Origin of the sequence: uncultured Oscillibacter sp., assembly GCF_947654275.1 — a bacterium.
Lineage (GTDB): Bacteria > Bacillota > Clostridia > Oscillospirales > Oscillospiraceae > Oscillibacter.
Map to the genome: position 1 here is coordinate 1 of NZ_CANTJS010000039.1, position 26,965 is coordinate 26,965.

Consider the following 26,965-nt stretch of genomic DNA (forward strand, 5'->3'; position numbering starts at 1 on the left):
AGGCCCGGCAGGGAAACCGGTGGACCATCATCACCCAGGACGGTCAGACCGGCTTTGTCGGAATTACCTCCTGGGGAGAGCGGAGCATGGCCGTTTCCACCTTCAATGCGGCCTATGTGGACTTTCTGACCTCGAATATCGCCGCGTATTTTGCCGAGCGGGATTTCGTGGCCGCCGAGGGAGGTCCCCGTTTCACCTCCGCGGAGCACTCCGCCTATGCGGCCTTCCGGCGGGAGCTGGCCAGCCAGTAATCCGGCTTCCCTCCTCACACTCTCAATATCAAACTGCCGCCGGCAAAAAGGCCCTGCTTCCCGAAAGGGAAGCGGGGCCTTTTTGCCGGCTTTTGAGAAAAGCCCCTGGAACTGGCGGCTTTTTTTGTGAGAAATCACAGCTTTTTCTTGACTTCCTTTCGAATATCCGCTATGATACATAACGTAGTATCTTTTAAGACTACGTAATACGACATGAGACGGTTTATCTGTATGGGACATCAAAGGACCCGGGGGAATCGAGCTATGAAATTTTCAAAAGAGCGGAAGCGGCTGATCCTCGCGGGGCTGCTGCTCTGCGGCGGCGGCCAGGGCATCCTGATTAACACGCTGAGCGTGTTCGTAAAGCCGGTGACCGAGGCCCTGGGCTTTGCCAGGGGGCCCTTCACGCTGTATGCCAGTCTCATCTCCCTGGTCTCCGTGGCTATGCTGCCCCTCTATGGCGAGCTGTACCGGAAGCCGTGGTTTCCCAGGCTGATGCTGTCCAGCGCCGTGATATGCTCCCTTACGCTGTTTAGCTACTCCTTTTGCGGCACACTGCCGGCATTTTATATCCTCTCTGTGATTCTGGGCCTGTTCTTCCACGGGACTAGCATCACGGCGGTGGCCAATGTCCTGAACCGCTGGTTCGGGAGGAACAAGGGGATGGTCACAGGCATCTGCTTCTCCGGCTCCGGCGTTTTCGCGGCGGTGATGCTGCGGCTTGCCAATCCGGTGATTCAGCGGTTCGGCTGGGCCTGGGGATACCGCCTGGTGGGCCTGAGCGGCCTGGCGCTGCTGACCTCCGGCGCTCTGCTTGTCTGCCGGGTGGAGGGCGGCGGCTGCCTGCCGCCGACGGACGACCCCGAATTTCAGCTGCCGTCCCGGAATCAGGCCGGTCCGGAGCTGACCAGAGGCCAGGCGCTGAGGACACTGTCCTTCTGGGGGCTGCTGCTGGGGGCCTTCCTGATTTCCACGGGGGTGCAGGCCGGCGGCTCCAGCATCCCGGCCTATCTCTCCGACCTGGGATACAGCCCGGATTTTCAGGGGCAGCTGGCCAGCGTCAGTATGCTGTCCCTGGCGGCGGGGAAGATTCTGATGGGAAAGCTCCTGGACCGGGCCGGTATCCGGACGGGCTTCGCCTGTATCACCGCCGCGCTGATGGGCTACGGGGCTTCCCTGATTTTGATGCGGAACAGCGCTTCCGCCGTGTTTTATGCAGTGTGCTATGGCATCGCCGCCAGCGGATCCACCGTCCTGGTCAGCTATTCGGTGGCGACCTATTTTGGAAGACGGGACTACTCCCGCATTTACGCCCTGACCAGCATCGCGGTCAATCTGGGCGTGGCGGCGGGGAACTGGCTGCCGGGGGAAATCTTCGACCTGTTCGGGACCTATCTCCCCGGATGGTACGCGCTGCTGCTGCTGGGGGCTCTGGTGGGCGTTCTGCTGTTTTTGTCCTGTCACGACGACAGGCGGCGCAGATGCTGACTTCGCCGGAAGCGCTGTGTCCGGCGGGACGGTCCGGGAAAGGAGGGAGACGCGGAACGGCGGCACGCCTGCGGGACGCATCGGAATACATAAAGAGAAAAAATCAAGAAAAAGGTAGGGGAAACGTATGTGGTCCAATCCAGTTATCAGCATTGCGCTCTATATGATTCTGTACGCGGTGGGCAAGGTCATCGCGAAAAAGACCAAGGGCATCATCGTAGAGGGACTGTTTCTCAGCGTGGTATACATCGCGGGATTCCTGACGGGCGCCTTCCCCACTGATACGCTGACCAACACCGGCGTGCCCGCCATGATGTCCGCCTTCGGCACCATGCTGCTGGTCACAAACCTGGGCACGATGATCGAGCTGAGCCGTCTTCTGAAGGAGTGGAAGACCGTGGTCATCTGCCTCTGCGGCCTGCTGGTCATGGGCATTCTGTTCAGTACCCTGGGCATCGTCGTCTTCAACCGCTACTATGCCCTCAGCGCCCTGCCTCCCGTGGCCGGCGGCATCGTGGCGGCGGGTCTGGTGGCCGACGCCGCCGAGGCGGCGGGCATGACCCACTACGGCGCGTTTGCCTCTCTGGTCTGCTCTCTCCAGACCTTCGCGGCGGTGCCTGTGGCGTCCTACCTGCTGCGCAGGCACTGCGACAAGCTGGTGGCGGACAAAAGCTATCTGGCGGCCGCCGGGGAGCACGCCGGCGGCGGACTCCCGGACCTGCGGATCATCAAGAGCTTCCCCAGGCTGTGGAACGACGGCAGCATGATGACGGCCCGGGTTCTGCTGGTGACCCTGATGGGCGTCTATCTCTCCAAGGCCACCGGGGGCAGGTTCCCTGCGGCGGTGGCGGTGCTGTTCCTGGGCGTCCTCTTCACGGAACTGGGTCTTCTGGAGCGCCAGAGCCTGGCAAAGGCCGGCTGGGTCAACATCCTGATTATGGGCATGGTCATGTCCCTGCCCAACAGCTTCCGCAACCTCACCCTGGACTCCTTCGGGGCCATGCTGGTTCCGGTGGTGTTCTTCCTGGTGCTGGGCGTAGCGGGCCTGGTCATCGGCGGCGTCATCATGGGCCGCATTCTGAAAATCGACTGGAAGCTGGCCGCTTCTTCTTCCCTGGCCGCCATGTATGGCTATCCCCTGACGGAGATCATCCCCCGGGCCGTGGTGGGCAGCTACGATCTCCCCGCCGACGAGGAAGAGCAGCTTCTGGAACAGGTGATGCCGCCGCTGATTATCGCCGGCTTCACCACCGTCACCATCGCCTCCGTGGCTCTGGCGGGCTTCGTGGCCCCCATCATTTTCCGGTAAAACAGGGAGGGAGAACACAATGAAAACCATCAAGGAAATGGCAAGGGCCCTTCAGCCGGAGACCGTGGCCCTCCGCCGGGATCTCCACGCCCATCCGGAATTGGGTCTCCAGGAATTCCGGACCACAAAGAAAATTGCCTCCATCATGGACCGGCTGGGGATTCCCTACCGGCTGACCGAGCCCACGGGCCTGATTGCGGACATCAGGGGAACCGGAGGCGAGAGCCGGCGGTGTGTGCTCCTTCGGGCCGACCTGGACGCCCTGAATATCCAGGAGGAAACCGGCCTGCCCTTTGCCAGCGAGACCCCCGGCATGATGCACGCCTGCGGCCACGACACCCATGCCGCCATGCTGGCGGGAGCCGCCGGCATCCTGAATCAGATGAGGGACCAGTTCGCGGGGACGGTCCGCCTGGTCTTCCAGCCCGCCGAGGAAATCGGCAAAGGCGCTCTGCTGATGATCGATCAGGGGGCGGCGGACGGCGTGGATATGGGCATGGCCCTGCATATCTACTCCGGGTGGCCCACCGGCGTGATGAAACTGCGGCGGGGCTACGCGGCGGCCTCCACCGACGCCTTTACCATCAAGGTCACAGGCCAGGGCTGCCACGGCGCGGGCCCCCACCAGGGAGCGGACCCCATCTATGCCGCGGCGGCCATCATTCAGCAGCTTCAGACCATGGTCTCCCGGGAGTTCCCCCCGACGGACCCCGTGGTGGTCTCCGTCTGCCACATCACAGGCGGCGACCGGTTCAACGTGATTCCCGGAAGCGTGGAGATGGAGGGCACCTGCCGGGCCTTCAGCCGGGACATCTGGGAACAGCTCCCCGGCGTCATGGAGCGCATCGCCTCTCACACGGCGGCGGCTCTGCGCTGCACGGCGGAGGTCTCTTTTGACCGGGTGACCCAGCCCCTTTCCTGCGACCCGGAGGCCGCCGGCATTCTGGAGGGCTCCATCCGCAAAATTACAGACGGCGAATCCCAGTACGGCGAGGCCCCCATTCAGATGGGCGGCGAGGATTTCGCCGCCTTCGGAAGCCGCTTCCCCATTGTCCTGGTGCAGCTGGGGGCCAACGGCGGCGCGCCCATGCACAACAGCCGGGTGAACTTCGACGAGGAGGCCTTTGTCAACGGAACGGCCTGCTACGCGCAGTTTGCCATCGACGCGCTGGCGCACCTGAACGGGTGAACGCCCCAGGCGGCCCGGAGGGCCCGTCCGTTTGGCCCTCCGGGCCGCGGGGTCATGTGACGACGTTGACAAGGAGGACGTTCTATGGATATTCGTGAAATGGCCCACGGGCTTCAGCCGGAGCTTCTGGTCCTCCGCAGGGATTTCCACGCCCATCCGGAGCTTGGACTGGAGGAGTTCCGCACCACGGGAAAAATCGCGGACGTCATGGAAAAGCTGCAAATCCCATACCGGCTGACCGAGCCCACGGGCCTGATTGCGGACCTCAGAGGGACCCGGGGCGAAAGCGGCCGCTGCGTGCTTCTCCGGGCAGACATCGACGCGCTGCCCGTCCAGGAGGAGACCGGCCTGCCCTTCGCCAGTGAGCGCCCGGGGGTTATGCACGCCTGCGGCCACGATACCCACGCCGCCATGCTGCTGGGGGCCGCCAGCATTCTGAGCCGCCTGCGGGACCGCTTCGCGGGGACGGTCCGCTTTGTCTTCCAGCCCGCCGAGGAAATCGGAAAAGGGGCGGATCTGATGATTGCCCAGGGGGCCGCCGACGGCGCGGACATGGGCATGGCCATTCATATCTTCGGCACATACGGCGCGCATCAGGTGGACATCACGCCGGGCCCCGCGGCGGCGGCCACCGATTTCTTTACCATCGAGCTGACGGGAAAAAGCTGCCACGGCGCGCATCCCCACGCCGGTGTGGACGCGACCTATGCGGCGGCCTCTGTGCTGGTCCAGCTTCAGACCATGGTTTCACGGGAATTCCCACCGGCGGACCCCGTGGTGGTGACGGTGGGCAGCCTCCATTCCGGGACGAAGAACAACATTGTCTCCGGCAGGGCGGTGATGGAGGGCTCCTGCCGCTCCTTCAGCAGAGAGGTCTGGGAGCGTATTCCCGCCGTGCTGGAGCGCATCGTCACTGAGACGGCGGCGGCTCTGCGCTGCGAGGCAAAGGTGACCTTCGACCGTCTGACCAGGCCGCTGATCTGCGATGAGGAGGCCTGCCGGATTCTGAGGGAGGCGGTGAACCGGGTTCTGCCCGGCGGCGGCCTCTGGCGGGCGGACGGGGCCTCTCCCGGCGGCGAGGACTTCGCCGCCTTCGGTGATCGCATCCCCATTACCTGGCTGAAGCTGGGCGGGGCCTCCCCCTATCCCCAGCACAGCGGCAAGGTCTGCTTTGACGAATCCGTTCTGGAGGACGGAGCGGCGTATTACGCCCAGTTCGCCGTGGACGCCCTGGAGGCGCTCCGGCGGCAATCATAACAGGAGGAAAAAGCCATGCAGGAACAGCGATATCCCCTGTCCGGCGTCCGCGTGATTGAGCTGGGGACCCATGTAGCGGTCCCCTGCGCCGCCCGGTTCCTGGCGGACTGGGGCGCGGAGGTCGTCAAGGTCGAGAGCCTCAGCGGGGACCAGTGGCGCGTGGTGGGACGCAACCAGATGTGTCCCGTCTCGGATGAGGAAAACCCCTTTTTCGACATGCAGAACGCCAACAAGAAATTCATCGCCCTGAACCTCAAGCACGAGGCGGGTCAGGAGGTGCTGACCCGCCTGCTGGAGGGGGCGGATATCTTTATTTCCAATATGCGGCTCCCGGCGCTGAAGAAGCTGAAGGCCGACTATGAGACGCTGAAGCAGCGCTTCCCCCGCCTGATTTACGGCCACTTCACCGGATACGGCTATGAGGGCCCCGACGCGGAAAAGCCCGGCTTCGACTCCGTGGCCTTCTGGGCCCGGTCCGGGGCCATGACCGACTGGGGCGCAAAGGACGCCTTTCCCATTATGCCCCCCACAGGGGCGGGGGATATGATGTCCGGCGTGATTCTCTGCTGCGGCATCCTGGCGGCCCTCCAGGGGCAGCGGGTCTCGGGACGGGGCTGCTTCGTGTCCAACTCCCTGCTGGGCAGCGCCGTGTGGTACAACGGGGCCGGCGTGGTTTCCACCCAGTACGGCAACGTCTTTCCCAAGGAGGAGGGACGTCCCGCCAATCCCTTCGGCTATCAGTACCGGTGCGCCGACGGGGAATGGGTGATGATCGGCGTGGCGGACTATAACGGGACCTATCCCCGGGTCTGCGAGGCCCTGGGGCTGGAGGAATACCGGGAGGACCCCCGATTTTCCGGAATCGACCAGGTCCGGCAGTATGTGGACCTCTTCATCCCCATTCTGCGGGAGGCCTTTGCCCGGCGGACCCGGGACGAAATCCTGGCAGCCCTGGCGGAGAAGAACATCGTCTGCGGCCCCATCGCCCACATGAGGGACCTTTGGAGCGACGAACAGGTGCTGGCCAACGGCTACGTCCGGCCGGTCCGGTTTGAAAACGGCCGCAGCGCTCTGTACCCGGAAATTCCCGTGGTTTTCAGCGGCTATGAGACGAAAAAAAGCGTGCCCACCCGGTCCGTGGGAGCGGACACCCGGGAGGTACTGAAGTCCTTGGGCTATTCGGAGGAGACCCTGTGCCGCTGGCAGGCCTCCGGGGCGGTGAAGTAAGGAGGCCGGAACATGAAACTGGATTTTATCACGGACAGCATCGCCTTCGAGATTCGGGACCGGGTGGCCTGGATTACCTTTGACGACCCGGCGCATTTGAATCCCATCAACGCGGAGGCCATGAGAGACCTGATGCAGTGTCTGGAGGTCTGCGAGAACGACGAACAGGTGCGGATGGCGGTTTTTAGGGGGGCCGGAGGAAACTTCAGCGCCGGGGGCAACGTCAGGGGCATGAAGGAGCGGATGGACCGGGGCGTCAATACCACCCGCAGCGGCATCCGGGCCGGGGGCGAGCTGATTACCCGCCTGCGGAACCTCAGCAAGCCCACGCTGGCCTGGATTGAGGGAGCCGCCGCCGGGGTGGGTCTCAGCATCGCCATGGCCTGCGATTTCTCCATTGCCGACGAGGCGGCCAAAATGACCTTTGCCTTTATCAACATCGGCTTCATACCCGACGGCGGTATTGTCTGCCTCCTCAACCGGGCCGTGGGGACCACCCGGGCCACAGAGCTGCTGATGTCGGGCCGGCGGTTCACCGGCGCGGACGCTCGGGACTGGGGCCTGGTCACCGACGCCGTGCCCCGGGAGCAGCTGGAGGAGACCGTGGAGAGGTATGTCCGGAAGTATTCCAACGGCCCCGGCGCGGCCTACGCCCAGCTCAAGGGTCTCATCAATTCGGCCTGTTACTCCGAATTGGGGGCCTGTATGCAGAGGGAGGTTCAGGCGCAGTACATATGCAGCCTTTCGGAGGACCACAGGGAGGCGGTCCGTGCCTTTGCGGAGAAGCGGAAGCCGGAATTCAAGGGCCGCTGAACGTAGGCGGGCCAGATTTTGAGAATAGGGTGAATGTGAAATGAGCAGATACCAACTGATGACAAAGGACCAGCGGGACCTGGTGGCCCTGGTCCATCAGTTTTTGAAAAAAGAGCTGGACCCGTACATTGCCGAATACGACGAGCAGGGCGTCTGCCCCATGGAGACGGTCCGCAGGCTGATGGACCTGGGCTTCTGGGCCATCGACGTGCCGGAGCAGTACGGCGGGGCGGGGCTGGACGTCACCACCATCATGCATGTGCGGGAGGCCATCGCCTATCACGACGCGGGCTTCTGCAACACCTTCAGCGCCCAGACCTTCGGCTGGAAGCCGGTTCTGCTGGCGGGGACGGAGGAACAGAAAATGCACTATGGCCGCCGGCTGGCCGAGGGGGCTTTCTGGTCCATGTGCATCACGGAGCCCCAGTCCGGTTCCGACGCGGGCAACTGCAAAACCAGGGCTGTCCGGGACGGGGATGAGTACGTCATCACCGGCAGCAAATGCTTTGTCACCAACGGCGGCGTGGCGGACCTCTACACCGTCACCGCCTCCACGGACCCCTCCAGGGGAAGCCGGGGCATCTCCCTCTTCATCATCGACCGGAACGCGCCCGGCGTCCATGTGGGCAAGCACGAGAACAAAATGGGCATCCGGACCTCCAACACCACGGACCTGGCGCTGGATGAGGTGCGGGTTCCCGCGTCGAATCTCATCGGCGCCGAGGGCACAGGCTTCAAAACCATCATGAAAATGCTGGCCCGCACCCGGCCCACCGGCGTGGCCCCCGCCATAGGCGTGGCCCAGCGGGCGCTGGACCTGGCCATTGACTACTCCCGCACCCGGCTGTCCTTCGGCCAGCCCATCGGAAACCTGGAGGGCATTCAGTTCAAGCTGGCGGACATGGAAATGAAGCTCCAGTGCTGCCAGTCCCAGCTGGCCTACGCCGCGTCCCTGGTGGACCAGGGCATTTACGACACGCTGGTGGGCTCCTGCACCAAGTGCTTTGTCTCCGAAGCGGTGCTGGACATCTGCCTCCAGGCCCAGCAGATTTACGGCGGCTACGGTTATTCCAGGGAGTATCCCCTTGAGAAGCTGGTGCGGGACGCCCGTATCTTTTCAATCTACGAGGGGTCCAGCGAAATCCAGCGCTACATCATCGGCAAGACCCTCGTCGGCAAGATCTGAAGGAGGCAGGGATATGAATAGTCTAGTCTGTGTGAAGCAGGTGCCGGATACCACAGCCGTGAAGATTGACCCGGTTACCAACACCCTGATCCGGGAGGGCGTTCCCAGCATCCTGAATCCCTTCGACGGCTTCGCCCTGGAAATGGCGCTCCGGCTGCGGGAGCAGGCGGGGGGCACGGTAACGCTGCTGTCCATGGGACCTCCCCAAGCGGCGGAGGCGCTGCGCACCTGTCTGGCGGTGGGAGGCGACCGGGCCTTTTTGGTCTCCGGCCGGGAATTCGGCGGGTCGGACACCCTGGCCACCAGCTATATCCTCTCCTGCGCCGTCAAGGCTCTGGAGGAGCGGACCGGGGAGCACTTCGACGTCATTTTCTGCGGCAAGCAGGCCATCGACGGCGACACCGGCCAGGTGGGCCCGGAGCTGGCCGAGCATCTGGACTTTCCCCAGATCACCTATGCCACAGACGCCGCCCGGGAGAACGGCAAACTCCGGGTCCGCCGGGAGACCGCTGAGGGCTATGAGGTGCTGGAGTGCGGCCTGCCCGCCGTCATCTCCGTGACGAAGACCCCCTATGAGCTGCGCTACGCCACGGTCAAGGGCATCTTCTTCTCCAACCGCGCCGAGATTCCCGTCATCACCCCCCAGGAAATGGAGGGGAAGATCGACCTGTCCCGGGCGGGCCTGAAGGGGTCTCCCACCAAGGTGAAAAAAAGCTTCACGCCACAGCGGTCCAAACAGTGCGCCCTTGTGGACGAGGCCTCGCCGGCGGCGTCCGGCACACGGCTGGCCGCGCTGCTGTTTGAGGCGAACAAGATTTGAGGGGGGTTGGAATACATGGCTTTTTGTGATTATCAGGACATCTGGGTGCTGATTGAGACCAGCCAGGGCAAAGCTGCCGGCGTGGGTCTGGAGCTGCTGGCCCCCGGCGCGGAGCTGGCCCACCGTCTGGGCCAGCGGGTAGCCGCCGTCATTTTAGGCGCGCACAATTCCGAGGCGGAACGGGCGGCGGCGGCCTACGGCGCGGACGTCATCTACTCCGCGGAGGACCCGGCCTATGCCCATTACAGCACAGACGCCTATACCTATGGCATGGCGGCACTGGTGGAAACATATCATCCCTCGATTCTGATGATTGGCGCGACCATCATCGGCCGGGACCTGGGGCCCCGGTTGTCCTGCCGTCTGCGGACCGGCCTGACCGCCGACTGCACCTCTCTGGATGTTGACGCGGAAAGCGGCATCCTGTCATGGACACGGCCCGCCTTCGGCGGAAATCTGATGGCTACCATCCAGTGTGAAAACACCCGGCCCCAGATGGGCACCGTCCGCCCCGGCGTGTTCAAAAAGGTCCCGCCGGACTGGGAGCGCACCGCTGAGGTCATCCGGGAGCGGCTGCCTGTTCCCGGCGGCGTTGTCCGCACCACCCTGGTGGAGTCCATTCAGGAGACCGCGGCGGAGCTGGTCAGGCTGGAGGACGCCGAGATCATCGTCTCCGGCGGCCGGGGCCTGGGGAAGGCGGAGAATTTCTCCTGCATCCGGGAACTGGCGGAGGTGATGGGGGGCGCTGTGGGTGCGTCCCGGGCCGCTGTGGACGCCGGGTGGATTCCCCATGTCCATCAGGTGGGCCAGACAGGCAAAACCGTCGCGCCCAAGGTATACATCGCCTGCGGCATCTCCGGCGCCATCCAGCACCTGGCCGGTATGAGCGGGTCGGACTGCATCGTGGCCATCAACAAGGACCCGGACGCGCCGATTTTCGGCGTGGCCGATTATGGCGTAGTGGGAGACCTGTTTCAGGTCATCCCCGCCATGGTGAAGGAGATCAAGCGGCTGAAGGCGGAATAGGCGTGAATGCCCCCACCCAATCTGAACAAGTTCTTAAAACTTGACAGATTGGGTGGGGGTATTTTTTCGGAAGCCTTATGGGCCCAACGGATTCGCACCGGTGGTCCTGTTTTCAAAACGGGACTTCAAAATGTAAACAACTTCAAATGAAAGTACGAAGCAAGCGAGCTATGAGGTCTGAACGCCTAGAGTCTGTTTAAAAGCCAGCGGAATGCCGGATGGGGGCAGATTGTTTACCCAATGGGCATGTGATATCCGTAAGGCGGCAGAGCCGCCAACGGCTATCCAATCGTCAGACAAGGCGATTGGACCCGGGAATCCTGACGGATTTCAAGTCAAATCAACCCAGTCCTGGCAGAAAACCTGGCGGAAAAAGATACCCCAAGACGGCGTTTTGACGGTTTTCAAACAGACTCCAGTCTCATTTTCTGTGAGGCTGATTTATAGTGGCCGGCAGTCCTCTTCTGTTTGACACAGTGCTCATCCTTAGGGGCAAGGGGAGGTCTCCGTGCGGTTTAACGACGTAATGACCGGATTATCCTTGAACCCATACACCCGCTTTACCTCGCTGGGCTTTCTCGTGTCCAGCATCTGCGGACGGTCCAAATCAAGCTCGGAAATCCACGCCATATCCTGATTGCTCAGCGAAAAATCCCACACACGGAAGTTCTCTTCCATCCGCTCCCTGTGAACGGATTTCGGAATCACGCTTACGCCCCGCTGGATATTCCATCTGAGAATGACCTGCGCCACAGTCCTTCCGTACGTCTCCGCAATGGAAGCAAGCACCGGATGAGTGAACATGCCGTTCAGCCCTTCGGCAAAGGGCGTCCAGGCCTGGGGCTGAATGTTGTATTCCCTCAGAATCTCCAATTCCTCTTCCCTCTGGTAAAAGGGATGCAGTTCAATCTGATTGACCGCCGGAATCACGTCCGCGTTATAGCAAAGGTCGATGATCCGGTCCGCTGGGAAGTTGCTGACGCCGATGGCCCTGATTTCCCCCTCCCGATACAGTTCCGCCATGGCCCTCCATGCGCCGTAATAATCCGCAAAGGGCTGATGGATCAGGTACATATCCAGATAATCCATTCTGAGCCTGGACAGTGTTGCCTCAAAGGCGCTCCGCGTCTTCTCGTAACCCATCTCGGGCATATACGCCTTCGAGGTGACGAAGAACTCCTCCCGCGGTATCCCGCTTTTCCGAATGGCCGCGCCCACTGCGCACTCGTTTCCATACACGCTGGCCGTATCGAACAGCCGGTAACCGACGGAAATCGCGTCGGACACCACCCGCTCGCACTGGGCCAGATCCGTGATTTGAAAGACGCCAAAACCCACTTTGGGTATCTCCACGCCGTTGTTCAATTTCATTACTTCCATTCGATTTCCTCCTTGCGAAAAACAGCCTTTCATCAATTATATTGCTGCGGTGCCTTTTCCGCCAATGGGAAAAACGAATATCACGAAATTCACAAAAGGAATTTCATCATCCGTGAACCTCAACCCTGGGGTAAAAAAGATTCCCGTACCTGTTCCAGGAATTTTTCAGCAAGCGGGGTGAATGTCTGATATTTGCTCCAGATCAGGTACAGCTTGTTTTGCAGGGCCGGGTAAAGCGGTCGGAAGACCAGGCCGCTTTCCGGAGAACAGTCGATAATATGCTCAAACGTAAGCATGACGCCAAGTCCGGCCTTTACAAACATGGCGGCATTGTAGGACAGGCGAAAACTCCCCTCAAGGTGCAGTTCCTCTGCACGGTCTTTGGCCCACTCCGAAATTACAAAGCGGAAGCCCTGTTCAGACGTGAACAGCGGCTGCCCGGCCAGGTCATCCACCCAGATGACCTTTTTGCTTGCCAGGGGATGATCCTGCGGCATGACAGCGCCCCAGGTGTCGCTGACTGGGAACACCAGGTAATGATACTTCCGGGTCTCCGGCTTCTCGGTCAGCACCGCGAAATCCAAAAGACCCTTGTCCAGCTTTTCCGTTACCTGTTCCGTGTCGCCGCTGGTGATGTGATAGGTGAAATTAGGATAGCGGGATTTCAGCTTTTTGACCTCCTGTGCAAGATACTGAATTTGGCAGGACTCCGCCAGGCCGAAATAAATATCCCCGCCGGTGATGTCGTCCAGGGTCAGAAATTCTTCCTCAATTTTGTCCGCCATGGATATTAAATGCTCCGCCCGGTCCCGCAGCAGCCGCCCTTCCATGGTCAGGGCAATGCTGAAGCTGTGCCGGGTGAACAGCTTCTTGCCCAGCTCATCTTCCAGTGCCCGCAGAGCCTTGGACAAGGTGGGCTGCGTGACATGGAGAAGCTCCGCGGCGTGGGTCATGTTTTCTTCCCTGGCCACCGCCAGGAAATAACGCAGGGTCTTGATTTCCATAGAGATACCTCCGTTCCTGGCCAATTGGGGGGAATTCCCCTTTCCAATGATATTCCAATCCAGAATATCATGATCTTCATTTTATTTATTAGCGCGGAAACTGTCAAGGCATTATAATGAAAATCACCAAGCCGGGACGGCGCCTTTACCGTCAAAGGGTTAAAATGAACAGATGGAAGGAGGATGAAGCGGACGAACACGCTGGAAGGGAACAGGCATGAAATTCGATATAAATAAGATTCTTGAAAATCTGGCGGACGCCGGATGCAGCGCGAAGGAGATCGAAACGGCAAAAGCGCTCTGTGAAGCCGGTCAAGCGAACGCTCTTATGATTCATCTCAGAAAATGCCGGTGTCATTTAATGGATGAACTGTACCAGAGCCAGAGGAAGGTGGACCGTCTGGATTACTTGGTCCATTCTGTGCAGGAGGAGCGAAAAAATGCCGGATGATGATAAGGAGGACAACATGAATGTTTTGATTCTGAACGGAAGCCCCCGCCCCAATGGAAATACTGCGGCATTGGCCAATCTTTTTGCGGAAGAAGCGAAAGCCGCTGGACACAAGGTGAAGCTGATCAGCATTGGAAGCAAGGACATCCGCGGCTGCAAAAACTGCGACGCCTGCCGCACCGCATTGTCCGGGAAGTGTGTGCAGAAGGATGACATGCAGCAGGTTCTGCCCCTGATGGGGGAGTGCGAGGTACTGGTTCTCGCCTCGCCAATCTATTACTACTCCATGACCGGGCAGATGCACTGTGCGTTGGAACGTTGCTATTCCTATGAACGTCTGCCGAAGCTCAAAAAAGCCGCCTTGATTCTCACCGCTGATGTCTGCGGCTTTACTTCTGCGAAGCAGACCTATCAGAATGCGGTCATTCGCCACATGGGGGCCCAGGACCTGGGCATGGTTACGGCAGCTGGGAACCAGCGCAGAAGCGCCTCCACGGCAGCAGAGATTCGCGCATTGGTCAAAAAAATATAAGGGCCGAGCTGCCTGCCGTAACTTGGATAAAAGGTCAACAACTGAACTTTTAGGAGGAGCCAGATATGACAAAGACGAAGCTGGACTACACAAAAGTAGCCCAAAATATTATTGCTAATATTGGTGGGAAAGAAAACATCAACAGTGTGCGGCACTGCAATACCCGTGTGCGCTTCCGTCTGAAAGACGAGAGCAAAGCCTTGGACGAAACGGTCAAAAACCTGGAGGGCGTGATCTCCGTGGTTCACGGCGGCGGGGAGTACATGGTGGTCATCGGCAACGCTGTGGAGGATGTTTACGACGCGGTGTGCCAGCAGCTTGGAAGCATGGGCGAAACTGCCAGCGAAGAGAAGCCGGCGGAAAAGACCAATCCGCTCATGAAACTGCTGAATGTCATTATTGGTTCCATTGGACCCTGCCTGAACTTCATCTGCGCAGGCGGCATCATCAAGGGCCTTTTGGCGCTCCTGGAAATGACGGGCCTGCTACAGGCTGGAAGCGGCATGTATACCCTCATCAGCGCGGCCGGTGACGCGGTGTTCTTCTTCCTGCCGGTTTTCCTGGGTATGAATCTGGCCAAGACGCTGAAGGGCGACCAGTTCCTGGGGGCCGTGATCGGTGCGATTCTCTGCTATCCCGCCATCAACGGCACCGATTTGGCGATCCTGGGCATGACTTTCAACTATACCTATACCAGTTCCTTCCTGCCGGTTCTCGCGGTTGTGGCGGTAGCGGTTCCCCTCTCAAAGCAGCTGCGGAAGGTGATTCCAAAAGCTGTCGCAAACTTCCTGGTCCCCGCCATTACCCTGCTGGTTGTGGCACCCCTGGGCTATGCGCTCATTGGACCTGCGGTCGGCTTGGTGGGAAGCTGGGCCAACGCCGGTATCTCCGCTTTGATGCGGACGGTTCCGCTGCTGGCCGGGGCCTTGTTTGGCGGTCTGTATCAGGTTATGGTTCTCTTTGGTATCCACAGCGCCCTGACCTCCTTCTCCTTTATGAGCCTGCTGGAAGGGAACCCCGATTACATTATGGCCATCGCCTGCACCGTCAGCTTTGCCCAGATCGGCGTGGTTTTGGCTATGTATCTCAGGACCAAAGACAGTGAACTCAAATCCGTGGCCCTGCCCTCCTTTATCTCCGGCATCTTTGGAGTAACCGAGCCGGCTATCTACGGCGTGACCCTCCCCCGCATCAAAATGTTTGTCCTGTATAGGCGGCGCGGTCTGCGGCGGATTCATCATGCTCACAGATACCATGATGTATAGCTTTTCCGGCCTGGGCGTTTTCGCAATCCTGGGGCTGCTTAATCCCGAAAATCCCCATATGCTGACGGCGGTTCTCTGTGCCGTGGTCCCCTTTGTGTTCTCCTTTGTTGTGGCGTTTGTTCTGTATAAAGATGAAGTGGCTTCCGCTTCTACAAGTACACCCGCCCCGGCGGAGCAGGCTTCTACGGCGGCGCTCTCCGGCCCGATGGAGATTGACTGTCCGATTCCCGGCACGATTCTTTCCCTCACAGAGGTTCCTGATGAAACCTTTTCCACCGGCGTACTCGGCAACGGCATAGCGGTAGAGCCTTCTGAGGGTAAGGTATACGCTCCTTTTGACGGCGAGTGCGAAAACTTGGCCGATACGCTCCATGCCCTGGGCCTGCTGTCCAAAAATGGCGTCAGCCTGTTGATCCATGTTGGCCTGGAAACCGTTGGCTTAGAGGGGAAGCCCTTTAAGGCCCACGTCAAAACCGGCAATCCTATCAAAAAAGGCCAGCTTCTGCTGGAGTTTGATATGGACGCCATTAAAGCGGCGGGCTGCCCCACCATTACCTCTGTCCTGGTGACCAACGAAGATGAAGTAGGCGAAGTAAAAATTGCAAATAACAAAATCATAATTGGAGGGTAACGGCATGAAATTTCCAGAAGGATTCCTTTGGGGCGGCGCGACCGCCGCCAATCAATGCGAAGGCGCGTGGGACGTGGGCGGCAAGGGCGTGTCTGTCCCCGACATCATCACCAACGGCTCCCATACGACCCCCCGGAGAATCGAACCCGGTTTAAGCAGCGAATACTTGTATCCTTCCCATGAGGCGATTGACTTTTACCACCACTATGAGGAAGACATCGCCCTGTTCGCCGAGATGGGCTTCAAGGTGTTCCGTATGTCCATCAACTGGCCCCGCATTTTCCCCACCGGCGAGGAAACTGAACCAAACGAGGAAGGGATGGCCTTCTACGACCGGGTATTCGACTGCTGTAAGAAGCACGGGATCGAGCCTCTGGTGACCATCTCCCACTACGAACTGCCCTATATCCTGGTGGAGAAGTACAACGGCTGGACGGACCGGCGTCTCATCGATCTGTACATGAACTACTGCCAAGTGATTTTTGACCGCTATCAGGACAAGGTGAAGTATTGGCTGACCTTCAATGAGATCAATTGCTCCACGATGTACACCGGAACCATGGAGAGCGTCAACAACTTCCGGAGCTTCCACGGCTCTCTGGCGGATTTGGTGGACAAGCCGGACGAGCGTTACCAGGCGATGCATCATCAGTTTGTAGCCAGCGCCCGTGTGGTCAAATACGCCCATGAGCATTTCCCGCAGTTCAAAATGGGCTGCATGATTGCCCAGCTACCCTATTATCCCCACACCTGCAACCCCGATGATGTCCTGGCGGCACAGCAGCAGATGCGCATGATCAACTGGTTCTGCTCCGATATCCAGGTTCGCGGCGAATATCCCAGCTATTCCCGCCGTTTCTTCCAGGAAAACAACATCACGGTTCAGCAGAATCCGGGTGATGCAGAGGAACTGCGGCAGGGCACGGTGGATTTCTACACCTTCAGCTATTACATGACCTTCTGCGCGTCCACCGACCCCAACGTGGAGATCACCCCGGGCAATCTGCTGGGCGGGGCGCGGAATCCTTACCTGGAAGTTTCCGACTGGGGCTGGCAGATCGATCCCAAGGGCCTGCGCTGGTGCCTAAATGAGATCTACGACCGCTACCGCATTCCGCTGATGGTTGTGGAGAATGGATTGGGTGCCTATGACAAAAAGGACGCAGATGGAAAAATCCACGACGATTACCGGATTGACTATATGCGTCAGCACATTGAGCAGATGGCCGAGGCTATTGCGGACGGCGTGGACCTGATGGGCTATACTCCCTGGGGATGCATTGATTTGGTTTCTCTTTCCACCGGCGAGATGGCCAAGCGGTACGGTATGATCTACGTAAACAAATTTGACGATGGTACCGGGGACCTGAGTCGGGAGCGGAAGGATTCGTTTTTCTGGTATAAGAAGGTCATTGCCAGTAATGGGGAAGATCTAAGCTGACGGTACGAAATGTCCCTGCCCGACCTGAACGTCTGTGAGAGATGGAAGATTGGGTGGGGACGTTTTGGCCTTGCGGCATAAGGATTTCAGGCAGCTCAGCATCAAACAATTCTATTTATAACCGTAAGGAGCCCCGCTCTCCAGAACGTAATCTCCTTTCATTTTTCCTAGTTTCGCGCGGCTGGATTGCATCGTACCAGAGGGCGGATTGGGCTGCATCTTTTTTATCAAGAATAGATATTAACCCGCCGAAACTGTATGCTTTCGGCGGGTTTCTTCTGTTTTTGGAACTTTCTCACAAGGTTTATTTGGGGTGTTTCGGGCCGACCCACAAATTGACCCACACGGGGAAAGGACTGGAAAGAGCGAAAGAATACCGGGCAGGATTTTCCTGCCCAGTGTTGCTGTTTGGGGGTGCTTCCTTTTCTTACATTTGACTGCTGATGACCGCTCTGATGGTGTCTGCCGCATCCTGCTTCATCTGCGCTGTGGCGTGGGTGTAGGCGTTCAGTGTGAAGCCTGCCGAGTAGTGCCTCAAGGTCCCGGAGAGGGTTTTCACGTCCACACCGTTCTTCAGCGATAAGGTGGCGAAAAGATGCCTCATATCGTGGAAACGCATGTGTTCCGCACCCAATGTCATTAAGTTAGTACGAAAGTACGCTCGCCAAAGGGCCAGGGGCTCAAAAAAGAGCAAAAGGAATTGAGGGAGGGAAAAATAGATATATACTGTTACCCACAAGACATCACTCCTGTTTGTGATTTTGCTGGTGGTCGGCACTAACAGTATACATCACTTCAGGTGTGTTGTCTTGTGCTCTTTTGTGCATTTTTACAGTTCTGCTCATTTATAGTAAAGAATACACATTAGGTATTTACAGATGTGCCCGCAGATGCAGAATTTTTTCGGTTTATATGCTTATTTCGGAGTAGTCTTTCTAAGCTGCAAGTAGTCGGGAGAAGGCCTTTTACCAACGATGAGGATAGTTGGCCTCCCGATACTGTGGTTATAGATGCGATAACAGGAAAAGGCAGCTTATATCACCATGGTGAAATCCTTAAATGAACATATGAAGAATGTAAAGACCTTGAAGTATGTGCAGTGTAGGAACTATCCCATTTGTATTTCTTGCCTCAGCTATCGGAAAAAGTTCCTCCAGCCCAACTATCACTTCAAACTCCACGTATTGCTCTGGCAGATTGCCTTCGCTTTGAGCGGCAAGGATAAGCCTCAGTGTATGCCCGCCATCAACATTGCCATGGATGGCTTGCTGTTCAAATGTGATGGAAACTTCACCGCTGGTCTTCCATTGCATGACGGAGAAAAAACGGCGTTCTTTGCCGAAAGAAAAATGCCACGATTTTTCAAATGGAAGTCCCTGTTCTCACTTTGGATTGATGACTTAATAGCCTTCACCACGGGGCTGTTCAGATTTTGTTCTCGTGGATTTGTAGGCATCCAATTTAGTAAGGGTCATAGGGACATCACTCAATCGAGCAAAAAATCGAATCTTACTTGGTCCAATATTATCAGAATACGGAGACTTCATTTCCGTGAACCCTTTTACCGGTATAGTTATAACTTCCATGGCGTATCCTCCACCTGCTGATGCTGGTAGTTTATCGTACTGGTTTGGCAATTACAAGGTTTACCCTAAACCTATGCCTCAACGTACCTTAACAAAGACATACTGACTATCATCAATCAAGGACCGGTCAGAAGGCCGGTCCTTACGCATAGTCATAACTTTCCTGGATGCCAAAAACATCATCCGCGAAAAAGCTCCGGTGAACAGGTTGAAGATAGAGCTTCAGGAAATTCCCAGCAAGCGCCCGTTTAGGCGTATTGGTGGACGATTCCGGCAAAAGTAGTAAATTCAATAGTTCCAGGTCATGGACCCATTGTGCTGCAACGGGTCCATGGCTTTTGTTGTGTTTTCATCACGAAATGCAAAACATCACATCCAAAAGTTCCTCCTGACCAACACCGCCGAACAGCGACGGCAGATCGAAGCGCGTCAGCACAGCCGCCGCCGCGTCCCTACTGAAGGGACAGCCTTCCAGGGCCCTCTCCAGGGGATCCAGGGGGGAGAGGGCAAGGAAGTCGCCGTAAAACGCGATCTCACATATCCCCCCCCTTCTCCACCCTTGCCCGAAATTCCACACTTCCCGCCGGGTACCGCCGCCTATTCGTCACATTGTAGTCCGGAGAACTTCCGAAGTTCCATTCCCAGGAGCTATATTTCTTCACCGCTAACTCCCGGACCTCCGAAAGTTCCACCTCCGTAAGGGACGTCTTTTCCAGACAGCCGCCTCCGAACGCCTCTGTCAGACAGCCCCAGAAGGACCCCATATCCATATCCTCCGGCAGGAAATCCCGGATGTTCCCAATCCGGCTCTTGACGGACCGGGCGGCCTTGGAGCGGAATTTGGAAGCATCCACGTTCAGCGCCCCCTCCGCCGTGCTGAGGTCAGAATCAAAGAGCAGGGTCCCGTGGTGCAGAATTCGGTTTCGATAGAGCTTCTGGGCGGTGCCAGAGACCTTTTTCCCCCTCACCAGGATATCGTTCCTGCCGGAAGCCTCCGCGGGAATGCCCAACCCCCGCAATGCCTCTACCACGGGCCCCGTAAAGCGGGAGAGCTGGAGCATCTGAATTTCTCCGGCGTCAGCGATGAAGGAGTAATTCAGATTGCCCAGGTCGTGGTAGACGGCTCCGCCCCCTGTCTCCCGCCGGATGACGCGGACGTGATGCCGCTCCACAAACGCCCGATTGATTTCCTCCTCTGCGTTCTGGTTCCTGCCAATGACAACCGTACTGTCGTTCTGCCACAAAATGAGGTATTCCCCCGTCAAGCGCCGGGTCAGCACGTATTCCTCAAACGCCAGGTTGTACGCCGGGTCAAGGGAGCCGGTCTCCAGATACATTATCCGCTTTTCCACTGAGCACCTCCTTTTGTCCGCGCCTCTCCTCATACCGGAATCCATTAAAAAGCTTGAAAAGCTTTTTGTAGCGTCGAAGACGTGTTGGATTCTTATGAGACGTGTTTTATTTGAAATTATAGCAGTCGTCAAAAATATTAACAATAAGTGGAAGCGGCGAACCAGTGCAAACAGTCGAGTTGCGAAACACAGGCGTGGGCTCGCTGGATAGCGTCGGGGAGCAGGTCCAAGCGGCGAATCTTCCATTTGCGAAGGATGGCTTTCATCCCCTTTTCCTCCAGGACTCCCCGAACAACTTTGACATGGTGGGAACGCATATTGTCCATCACAACGATGCCGCCTGGCCGAAGAGCAGGAAACAGCGTCTCTTTCAAATACCGGACAAAGCGTTCTCCCGTTGTACCGCCCTGGCAGGTTGTAAACGCTTTCTCCCCATCCAGACGAATGGAAGAAAGAACGGTCGTTGTCCGCGGCGTATTCAGGGGAGCATGATCCACTGCCCTTCGGGATGAGGGCGCCCTCCCATAAAGGCGGGTCAAATCTGTATTGACTCCGCTTTCGTCCAGAAATACCAGGTGTTCCACCATCTCAGGCGTTATGGTTTCTTTCCATTCTTTTCGCTTTTCCTGCACATCGAAGGCGGTCACGCTCGCTTGCGCAGAGCAGAGTGATTTCTTTTTCAACGTATAGCCCATCGCGTTGATTGCCCGTTCCACCGTAAAATAGCTGGCGGAAAGATTCAGCTTCTCCCGTATCTCCTCTATTGTGATGCCCGGGTCCGCATCGATACAGTTACGGATATTTTCTTTGTCCTCTGCTGTCAGAACCGGCTTCCGGCCGCGCTGGCTCGTCCGCAGTTTGACGCTGCCGGTTTTCCGCTTCTGTTCCGCCAGCCGGTATACCATCTATTTGCTCACGGAATATGCCTTTGCGATTCCTTCTGCATCATGGGTCCTCTCATACCCTTCTGCCAGTAACCCTCTCGCTTCATTGTGCAGCATACTATCATCTCCTCCTTCCGTTATACCGCCTCTGTCAACTATTGGCACCTATTTTGAAGATTGCTATAGTATCACAGCCGCAACCGCTGCTCTGGCTCCGTCAAAAGTACCGGAAGCCCCTTTTCTTCCGGCCATCCGGCGCAGTCCCTTCTGGCGGCGGTGAGCCAGCCATAGCGGTCCCTATCTGGAAAGGGCAGGTGATACACACACAGCAGGTCCATCAGAAAACCGCCGTGAAAGAAGGTTCCCGTCCGCAATGCGTGAAAAAACAGCGGGTTGAGAAAGACGGCTCGGAGGCGTCCCAGCCCCTCGAAACGCTCAACGGTGTAATCCGCGTCCGCCGTAAAGAGCAGCCGTTTTTCCCAGAAGTCCAGCAGCAACGCGAAATGGGGCGTATCCCAGTACACCCGGTCCAAGTGCCGCACCGGCAAGAAGCGCACCCGGACTCCCGGCGCCAGCTCCAATGCAAGGCCGCTGGCCCTGGGCAGGACCTGATGACGGATTCCCAGGCTCTTTAGAAGCGGCAGCAAGGGACCCGCCTCTGTCCCGCAGTCCGGGGGCAGGAATACCCCCTTTGCCCCGCGCCGTACAAGATATTCCGCAGTGACCTCCTGGGAAAAGTGGTCGCTGTGTCCATGGGTGAACAGCAGATAGTCTACGGATTCAAAAGGGGCCTCCCCACGCTCCATTTTCCGAAGCGTTTCCGGCATGGGGCCGCTAAACTCTCCGTCCCGGCCATGAAAAAGCCCGTCAATTAAAACCGTGACCCCGCAGCCGGACAGCAGGACCCCCGCATTGGCCACCAGAACAGCCTGCACCGCCGTTTCCCTCCCCATGAACCGTCTATTTTCCATTGGATTCCGGCCTTCATCTTTTACCGCAGCGCATTCGCCGCCGCTTCCCCGATGCTTTCGGACACCGTGGGATGGGGGAGTACCAGCGACTGGAGTTCCGACAGCGTGACCTCCATCTCCAGCCCCAGCACCGCGCTGCCAATCATCTCCGCGGCGTTGGCGGCCATGATGTGCACGCCCAGGACCTCCCCGTATTGAGCGCCGGCAACAATTTTCACAAAGCCCTCCGTATCGCCGCTGACCAGCGCCTTTCCGTTGAAGCGGAGGGGAAAACGTCCCGTTTTGATCTCCAAGCCCTTCCCCCTGGCCTCCCGCTCCGTCAGCCCGACCCACGCCAACTGGGGATGGAGGTAGACACAGCTGGGAACGGCTCTGTAGTCCATTTCCGCAGGGATTCCGGCAATGTTCCGGGCGGCGGTGAGGCCCTCATGGCTGGCGGCGTGGGCCAGCATGTGCTTGCCGTTGGCATCGCCGCAGGCGTAGACATGCGGGACGCTGGTGCGCATATGACGGTCCGTCTCAATGCGTCCCCGGTCATGGCGGAGGCCCAGGGCGTTCAACACGGCCTCGTCGGTATTGGGCCCCCGACCGATGGCGGCGATGACCTGCCCGGCACGGAGCCGCTCTGTTCGCCCCCCATGGCGGTAGACCACAGTCCCGTCCGGCTCCACGGCCTGCACCTGCGCACCGCAGAGGACAGCGGCGCCCTTGGCCTCCAGACTGGCGGCCGCGGCCCGGATGAGGTCCTGGTCCGCCATGGGAAGGATGCTGTCCGCACATTCCAGAACGGTCACCGCGCAGCCTAGTTCCGCCAGGAAGGTGGCGAACTCCACTCCGATCACGCCGCCTCCAATGACCGCAGCACTGGAGGGCAGGCGCTCCATGGCAAGAAACCCCGTGCTGTCCACTACCTTAGGATGCTCCAGCCCCGGAATAGGAGGTGCCGTTGGCTTGGAGCCGGTGGCAAGAATCAGGTCCTTGCAGAAAAGGCTCTCCTCGTTCACCCGGATTTCTCCGGCGGACTTCACCTCCCCGTACCCCTGGAAGACCTCTACATGGTTGGAGCGCATCAAGCCGGCCACGCCGCTGCGCAGCTGCTCCACGCAGCGCTCCTTCCGCGCTTGGATAGCCTGGAAGTCACAGCAGGCGGCGGAGACATGGATGCCGAAGTCCGCCGCGCCTTGAATCTGATGGAACAGGCCGGAGGATTCCAAAAGAGCCTTGGTGGGGATACAGCCCCGGTTCAGGCAGGTGCCCCCCAGGGCCTGATCTTCAATGAGGGCGGTCTTTTTCCCCAGCCTTCCGGACTCCATGGCGGCGGTGTAGCCCGCCGGACCGCCGCCCAGTACAATGACATCAAATTTCTTCATATCAATTCACCAACAGCATGTACGGATGCTCCAGGATTTCCTTTAGCTTCATCAGGTACTCCGCCGCCAGCGCGCCGTCAATGACACGGTGGTCGATGGAGAGGGTGGTGTGGAGCATGGCGCGAACGGCGATCTCCCCGTTCACCACGACCGCCTCGTCCCGCACCGCGCCCACCGCCAGGATTGCGGCGTTGGGAGGATTGATGATGGCGGTGAACTCCGGGATTCTCCAGCGCCCCAGGCTGGACACCGTGAAGGTGCTGCCGTCAAGGGCTTCCGGCGGAAGGGTCCCGTTCCGGGCCTGCTCCGCATAAGCGGTGGCGGTCCTGCCCAACTGAGCCAGAGACAGCCGGTCCGCGTCCTGGATGACCGGAACCACCAGCCCATAGGGGACGGATACCGCCATACCCAGGTGGATGCGGCGGTGGTGGATGATCTCGTTTCCGCGCAGTGAGACGTTCACCCCCTCTGTGCTCCGAAGGGCCAGAGCGGCAGCCTTGAGCAGGATCTCATTCACACCGTACTTTGTCAGTCCGGGGTCCAGGTGTGAGGGCGCTTCGGCGCGAAAGTGTATGGCCTTCATCATGTCGATATCCGCCTTGAAATAGGTGTGAGGAATGTCAGACTTGCTCTGAGACATACGGGAAGCGATGGTCCGGCGCATTCTGCTCATGGGCTGGGCCTCGTCCTCCTCATCCGCCGCCGGAATGGAGGCTGCGGCCTTCTCCAAAGCAGCCAGAACGTCCTCCTTGCGGATTCTTCCGCCCTCGCCGCTGCCCCGCAGGGCGCTGCAGTCCAGGCGGTGCTCTGCGGCAATTTTCTTCGCCAAGGGCGTGATTTTGATTCGACCGCCTTGTTCCGGCTCCGGCGGAATTTCTGCCTTTACCGCCTCCTGCGGCATATCTGTCTGAACCGGCGGAACCGCAGAGAGCCCGCTAGGCAGGGCCTCCCCCGCCGCACCCACGGCGCAGATGGGGGTCCCCACGGCGTATTCCTTCCCTTCCTCCGCCAGCAGGGCCAGACGCACCATGTAGGCGTAGCAGAATACGGACACATCCCTGCCTTCTCGCTTGACGTCCGCCCGGCCCAGGGGAATCACATAGTCCGGGTCCTCCGAGACCTCCCCCCGGGAGGTGTAGAGCTTTTTGTGCTCGAAGAAGATGACAGGGTTGTTGTCCCGTATGGCTCCCTTCACCATGGCCTTGGCGTCTATGGGGGTGGAGGGCGCGGCAACCTTCAGGCCGGGGATGAAACTGAACCAGGACTCCAGCATGTGGCTGTGCTGCCCGGCCTCCCGGACATAGCCTCCGCAGGGCATCCGTACCACCAGGGGCACCCGGATGCTTCCGCCGAACATATAACGCAGGCTCGCCGCCTGATTGATGATCTGGTCCGAGGCGATGGTAGCCCAGTCGTTATACATGAGTTCCACGACAGGCCGCAATCCCGCCGCCGCAGCGCCCACGCCCATACCGGTAAAGCCCGCCTCCGAAATCGGCATGTTGACGATGCGTTCCGGTCCGAACTCGTCCACCATGCCCCGGCTGACGCCGAAAGCGCCTCCGTTCCGCAGGTCCAATCCGATCATCACGATATCCTTGTCCCGCCGCATTTCCTCTGCCATACCCTGGCCGATAGCGGCGTTTCCTCTCAGTTCCAAAGCGAGACCTCCTTTCTTCTCAGTCGCAGTACACGTCGTCCAGCAATGCTTCCACGTCCGGCAGAGGGCTGGACATGGCGAAGGATTTAGCCTCCTCCACCAGAGCCGCCGCCCGCTTCGCAAGACCCTCCAGTTCTTCCTCACCGCATATGCCTTTCTCCAGCAGCTTCCTGCGGTAGCGGCAGATGGGGTCCCGCTCCGGGGCACGCCACTGTGCGATTTCTTCCTCCGGGCGATAGGTATTGGGCTCACCGCAAAAGTGGCCGTAGTGGCGGTAGGTCCTGCACTCGATGAAGGTGGGCCCCAGGCCCTCCCGCGCCCGGGAAACAGCCTGGGCAGCGGCCTGATAGACCGCCTCCACGTCGTTGCCATCCACAGAAACCCCAGGCATTCCATAGGCTTTCGCCACATCCGTGATCTCCTTGATGCCCCGCACATCCGACTGGTGGGTGGAGACCCCGTAGAGGTTGTTCTCGCAGAGGTAGATGCAAGGCAGCTTCAAAAATGAGGCAATGCCCGCCGACTCGTGGAAAGAGCCTTGGGCGATGGCGGCGTCGCCGAAGAAGGACACCGCCACCCTGCGCACCTTGCGATAGTGAGCGGTGAAGGCCAGTCCCGTGGCTACAGGGATTCCCCCGCCCACGATGCCGCAGGCCCCCATGATGCCCAGCTCCGGTGCGGCAATGTGCATGGAGCCGCCCTTGCCCCGGTTGTAGCCGGTCTTCCGTCCGCACAGCTCCGCCATGATATACTTCACGTCGCCGCCCTTGGCGATGATATGACCGTGCCCCCGGTGCGTGGAGGTGATGCAGTCCTCTGTTTCCAGGGCGGCGCATACGCCTACCGCCACGGCCTCCTCCCCTGTGTAGAGATGGACGGCGCCGGGAACGACGCCCTCCCCGTGCAATCCCCGTACGGTCTCCTCGAAACAGCGAATCTTCACCATGTCGAAAAACATCTTCCGCTGAAGCTCTTGATTCATAGTGCCCCCCTGATCTTACCGGTCCTTTTTGGACTTGAATTTGATGGTATTCCCCTTGGATATTGCGTCGAAGGTGATGGCGATGATGATCAGCAGGCCCTTCACGATCTGCTGGTAGTAGGTCTGGACGTTGAGAAGGTTCAGCGCGTTGTTCAAGATCCCGATGAACACACAGCCCAGCACCGAGTACAGTACGCTTCCGGTACCCCCGTTCATGGATGCGCCGCCCAGGATGATGCCGATAATGGCGTCGAACTCATAGGCCACGCCGGTGGAGCCCACCGTAGGCGTGCCGGAATTCAGGCGGGACATGATGACAAAGCCCCCCAGTCCGGACAGGAGCCCGGCGAAAGCATAGGCCCGGAAGATCACTGAATTGACGTTGATACCCGAAGTCTGGGCCGCGTCCTTGTTGCCGCCGATGGCGTAGAGATAGCGCCCGAAGCCGGTGCGGTTCATGATGAAGATGAACAGCAGCAGAAGAAGAAACACAAGGTACAGCATGTTCGGCACGCCCAGTGACTCCCCCTGGCCCAGAATCTTGTACCGCTCCCCCTCTACGGGCACCGGCGTGGAGTTGCAGGCCCACAGGGCCATGCCCCGCATGAAGATCTGCATCCCCAGTGTCACCATGAAAGGCGGCAGGGAGAACTGGGTGATGAAAAAGCCGTTGGCAGAACCGGAAGCCATGCCCACCGCGAGGGCGGTAGCAATAGCCAGGACTAAGCTGCCGGTGGCATTGTAGACAATGACCGACATGGTGCCTGACGCGGCCACCACCGCTCCGGCGCTGAGGTCGATGCCGCCGGAGACGATGAGCATGAATTCTCCGTAAGCTAGAGGGTGTCTTCAAACAAACGCAGGACAAAATAAGGAAGCAGCAGTAAAAT

General features: G+C 59.0%; 26 protein-coding genes and 1 pseudogene. 15 read left to right on the forward strand and 12 right to left on the reverse strand.

What is annotated here, in order from left to right:
* The 10 genes from Q0063_RS10545 to Q0063_RS10590 form a co-directional block, all read left to right on the forward strand.
* On the forward strand, positions 1 to 251 hold a 251-nt coding region (locus Q0063_RS10545), incomplete at its 5' end, for a hypothetical protein (RefSeq protein ID WP_297871937.1).
* 264 nt (positions 252 to 515) lie between these two features.
* A complete protein-coding gene (locus Q0063_RS10550) occupies positions 516 to 1,739 on the forward strand; it encodes an MFS transporter (RefSeq protein ID WP_297871938.1) in 1,224 nt (407 codons plus the stop codon).
* 127 nt (positions 1,740 to 1,866) lie between these two features.
* A complete protein-coding gene (locus Q0063_RS10555; protein WP_297871939.1) occupies positions 1,867 to 3,048 on the forward strand; it encodes a hypothetical protein in 1,182 nt (393 codons plus the stop codon).
* 19 nt (positions 3,049 to 3,067) lie between these two features.
* On the forward strand, positions 3,068 to 4,237 hold the full coding sequence (locus Q0063_RS10560; protein WP_297871940.1) for a M20 family metallopeptidase: 1,170 nt from the start codon (positions 3,068 to 3,070) through the stop codon (positions 4,235 to 4,237).
* 84 nt (positions 4,238 to 4,321) lie between these two features.
* The gene (locus Q0063_RS10565) at positions 4,322 to 5,494 is read left to right on the forward strand and encodes a M20 family metallopeptidase (protein ID WP_297871941.1); all 1,173 of its coding nucleotides are present in this window, start codon (positions 4,322 to 4,324) and stop codon (positions 5,492 to 5,494) included.
* Between the two features lie 15 nt (positions 5,495 to 5,509).
* A complete protein-coding gene (locus tag Q0063_RS10570; protein WP_297871942.1) occupies positions 5,510 to 6,721 on the forward strand; it encodes a CaiB/BaiF CoA-transferase family protein in 1,212 nt (403 codons plus the stop codon).
* Between the two features lie 12 nt (positions 6,722 to 6,733).
* Positions 6,734 to 7,534, forward strand: a complete 801-nt coding sequence (locus Q0063_RS10575) for an enoyl-CoA hydratase/isomerase family protein (protein WP_297871943.1) — start codon at positions 6,734 to 6,736, stop codon at positions 7,532 to 7,534.
* A gap of 40 nt (positions 7,535 to 7,574) precedes the next feature.
* A complete protein-coding gene (locus Q0063_RS10580; protein ID WP_297871944.1) occupies positions 7,575 to 8,720 on the forward strand; it encodes an acyl-CoA dehydrogenase family protein in 1,146 nt (381 codons plus the stop codon).
* A gap of 13 nt (positions 8,721 to 8,733) precedes the next feature.
* The gene (locus tag Q0063_RS10585; protein WP_297871945.1) at positions 8,734 to 9,540 is read left to right on the forward strand and encodes an electron transfer flavoprotein subunit beta/FixA family protein; all 807 of its coding nucleotides are present in this window, start codon (positions 8,734 to 8,736) and stop codon (positions 9,538 to 9,540) included.
* Positions 9,541 to 9,555: 15 nt separating this feature from the next.
* Positions 9,556 to 10,566 carry an electron transfer flavoprotein subunit alpha/FixB family protein gene (locus Q0063_RS10590; RefSeq protein ID WP_297871946.1) on the forward strand — a complete coding sequence of 337 codons (1,011 nt, stop codon included), beginning with the start codon at positions 9,556 to 9,558 and terminating at the stop codon, positions 10,564 to 10,566.
* Positions 10,567 to 11,052: 486 nt separating this feature from the next.
* On the opposite strand, the gene Q0063_RS10595 is transcribed toward Q0063_RS10590, so the two are convergent.
* Both Q0063_RS10595 and Q0063_RS10600 read right to left on the reverse strand, forming a co-directional pair.
* Positions 11,053 to 11,946: an aldo/keto reductase gene (locus Q0063_RS10595; RefSeq protein ID WP_297871947.1), complete on the reverse strand. Its 894-nt coding sequence runs from the start codon at positions 11,944 to 11,946 to the stop codon at positions 11,053 to 11,055.
* A gap of 119 nt (positions 11,947 to 12,065) precedes the next feature.
* On the reverse strand, positions 12,066 to 12,950 hold the full coding sequence (locus Q0063_RS10600; RefSeq protein ID WP_297871948.1) for a LysR family transcriptional regulator: 885 nt from the start codon (positions 12,948 to 12,950) through the stop codon (positions 12,066 to 12,068).
* 217 nt (positions 12,951 to 13,167) lie between these two features.
* Here Q0063_RS10600 and Q0063_RS10605 point away from each other — a divergent pair, with 217 nt between their 5' ends.
* The 5 genes from Q0063_RS10605 to Q0063_RS10625 all read left to right on the forward strand — a co-directional run bounded on the left by Q0063_RS10605 (position 13,168) and on the right by Q0063_RS10625 (position 17,270).
* On the forward strand, positions 13,168 to 13,401 hold the full coding sequence (locus Q0063_RS10605) for a hypothetical protein (protein WP_297871949.1): 234 nt from the start codon (positions 13,168 to 13,170) through the stop codon (positions 13,399 to 13,401).
* Positions 13,391 to 13,933: a flavodoxin family protein gene (locus tag Q0063_RS10610; protein WP_297871950.1), complete on the forward strand. Its 543-nt coding sequence runs from the start codon at positions 13,391 to 13,393 to the stop codon at positions 13,931 to 13,933. Before Q0063_RS10605 ends, Q0063_RS10610 begins: the two co-directional genes overlap by 11 nt.
* Positions 13,934 to 13,998: 65 nt before the next feature.
* A complete protein-coding gene (locus tag Q0063_RS10615) occupies positions 13,999 to 15,198 on the forward strand; it encodes a PTS transporter subunit EIIC (RefSeq protein ID WP_297871951.1) in 1,200 nt (399 codons plus the stop codon).
* Positions 15,173 to 15,829 (forward strand): PTS glucose transporter subunit IIA, encoded by a 657-nt coding sequence (locus tag Q0063_RS10620; RefSeq protein ID WP_297871952.1) that lies wholly within the window; start codon positions 15,173 to 15,175, stop codon positions 15,827 to 15,829. The genes Q0063_RS10615 and Q0063_RS10620 overlap by 26 nt, the downstream gene beginning before the upstream one ends.
* A gap of 4 nt (positions 15,830 to 15,833) precedes the next feature.
* The gene (locus Q0063_RS10625; RefSeq protein ID WP_297871953.1) at positions 15,834 to 17,270 is read left to right on the forward strand and encodes a glycoside hydrolase family 1 protein; all 1,437 of its coding nucleotides are present in this window, start codon (positions 15,834 to 15,836) and stop codon (positions 17,268 to 17,270) included.
* A 427-nt stretch (positions 17,271 to 17,697) separates the two neighbouring features.
* Here the strand turns inward: Q0063_RS10625 and Q0063_RS10630 are convergent, their stop codons facing one another.
* The 10 genes and pseudogenes from Q0063_RS10630 to Q0063_RS10670 form a co-directional block, all read right to left on the reverse strand.
* Positions 17,698 to 18,048 (reverse strand): tyrosine-type recombinase/integrase, encoded by a 351-nt coding sequence (locus Q0063_RS10630; protein ID WP_297871954.1) that lies wholly within the window; start codon positions 18,046 to 18,048, stop codon positions 17,698 to 17,700.
* 450 nt (positions 18,049 to 18,498) lie between these two features.
* Positions 18,499 to 18,726: an AIPR family protein gene (locus Q0063_RS14780; protein ID WP_367180367.1), complete on the reverse strand. Its 228-nt coding sequence runs from the start codon at positions 18,724 to 18,726 to the stop codon at positions 18,499 to 18,501.
* A gap of 482 nt (positions 18,727 to 19,208) precedes the next feature.
* Positions 19,209 to 19,433, reverse strand: a complete 225-nt coding sequence (locus Q0063_RS14785) for a lipoate protein ligase C-terminal domain-containing protein (RefSeq protein WP_367180368.1) — start codon at positions 19,431 to 19,433, stop codon at positions 19,209 to 19,211.
* Positions 19,390 to 20,208, reverse strand: coding sequence for a lipoate--protein ligase (locus Q0063_RS10640; protein WP_297871956.1), 819 nt, complete (start codon positions 20,206 to 20,208; stop codon positions 19,390 to 19,392). The genes Q0063_RS14785 and Q0063_RS10640 overlap by 44 nt, the downstream gene beginning before the upstream one ends.
* Positions 20,209 to 20,345: 137 nt before the next feature.
* Positions 20,346 to 21,113 (reverse strand): transposase, encoded by a 768-nt coding sequence (locus tag Q0063_RS10645; RefSeq protein WP_297871957.1) that lies wholly within the window; start codon positions 21,111 to 21,113, stop codon positions 20,346 to 20,348.
* A gap of 167 nt (positions 21,114 to 21,280) precedes the next feature.
* Complete coding sequence (locus tag Q0063_RS10650; protein ID WP_297871958.1) at positions 21,281 to 22,063, reverse strand: MBL fold metallo-hydrolase; 783 nt, start codon at positions 22,061 to 22,063, stop codon at positions 21,281 to 21,283.
* Between the two features lie 20 nt (positions 22,064 to 22,083).
* Positions 22,084 to 23,433 (reverse strand): dihydrolipoyl dehydrogenase, encoded by a 1,350-nt coding sequence (gene lpdA / locus Q0063_RS10655; RefSeq protein WP_297871959.1) that lies wholly within the window; start codon positions 23,431 to 23,433, stop codon positions 22,084 to 22,086.
* A 1-nt stretch (position 23,434) separates the two neighbouring features.
* Entirely contained in the window at positions 23,435 to 25,093 is a 1,659-nt protein-coding gene (locus Q0063_RS10660; RefSeq protein WP_297871960.1) for a 2-oxo acid dehydrogenase subunit E2, read from the reverse strand.
* A 19-nt stretch (positions 25,094 to 25,112) separates the two neighbouring features.
* Complete coding sequence (locus Q0063_RS10665) at positions 25,113 to 26,075, reverse strand: thiamine pyrophosphate-dependent dehydrogenase E1 component subunit alpha (protein WP_297871961.1); 963 nt, start codon at positions 26,073 to 26,075, stop codon at positions 25,113 to 25,115.
* Between the two features lie 15 nt (positions 26,076 to 26,090).
* Positions 26,091 to 26,900 (reverse strand): annotated as a pseudogene (locus Q0063_RS10670) (ABC transporter permease); the annotation flags it as partial.
* Between the last annotated feature and the right edge of the window lie 65 nt (positions 26,901 to 26,965).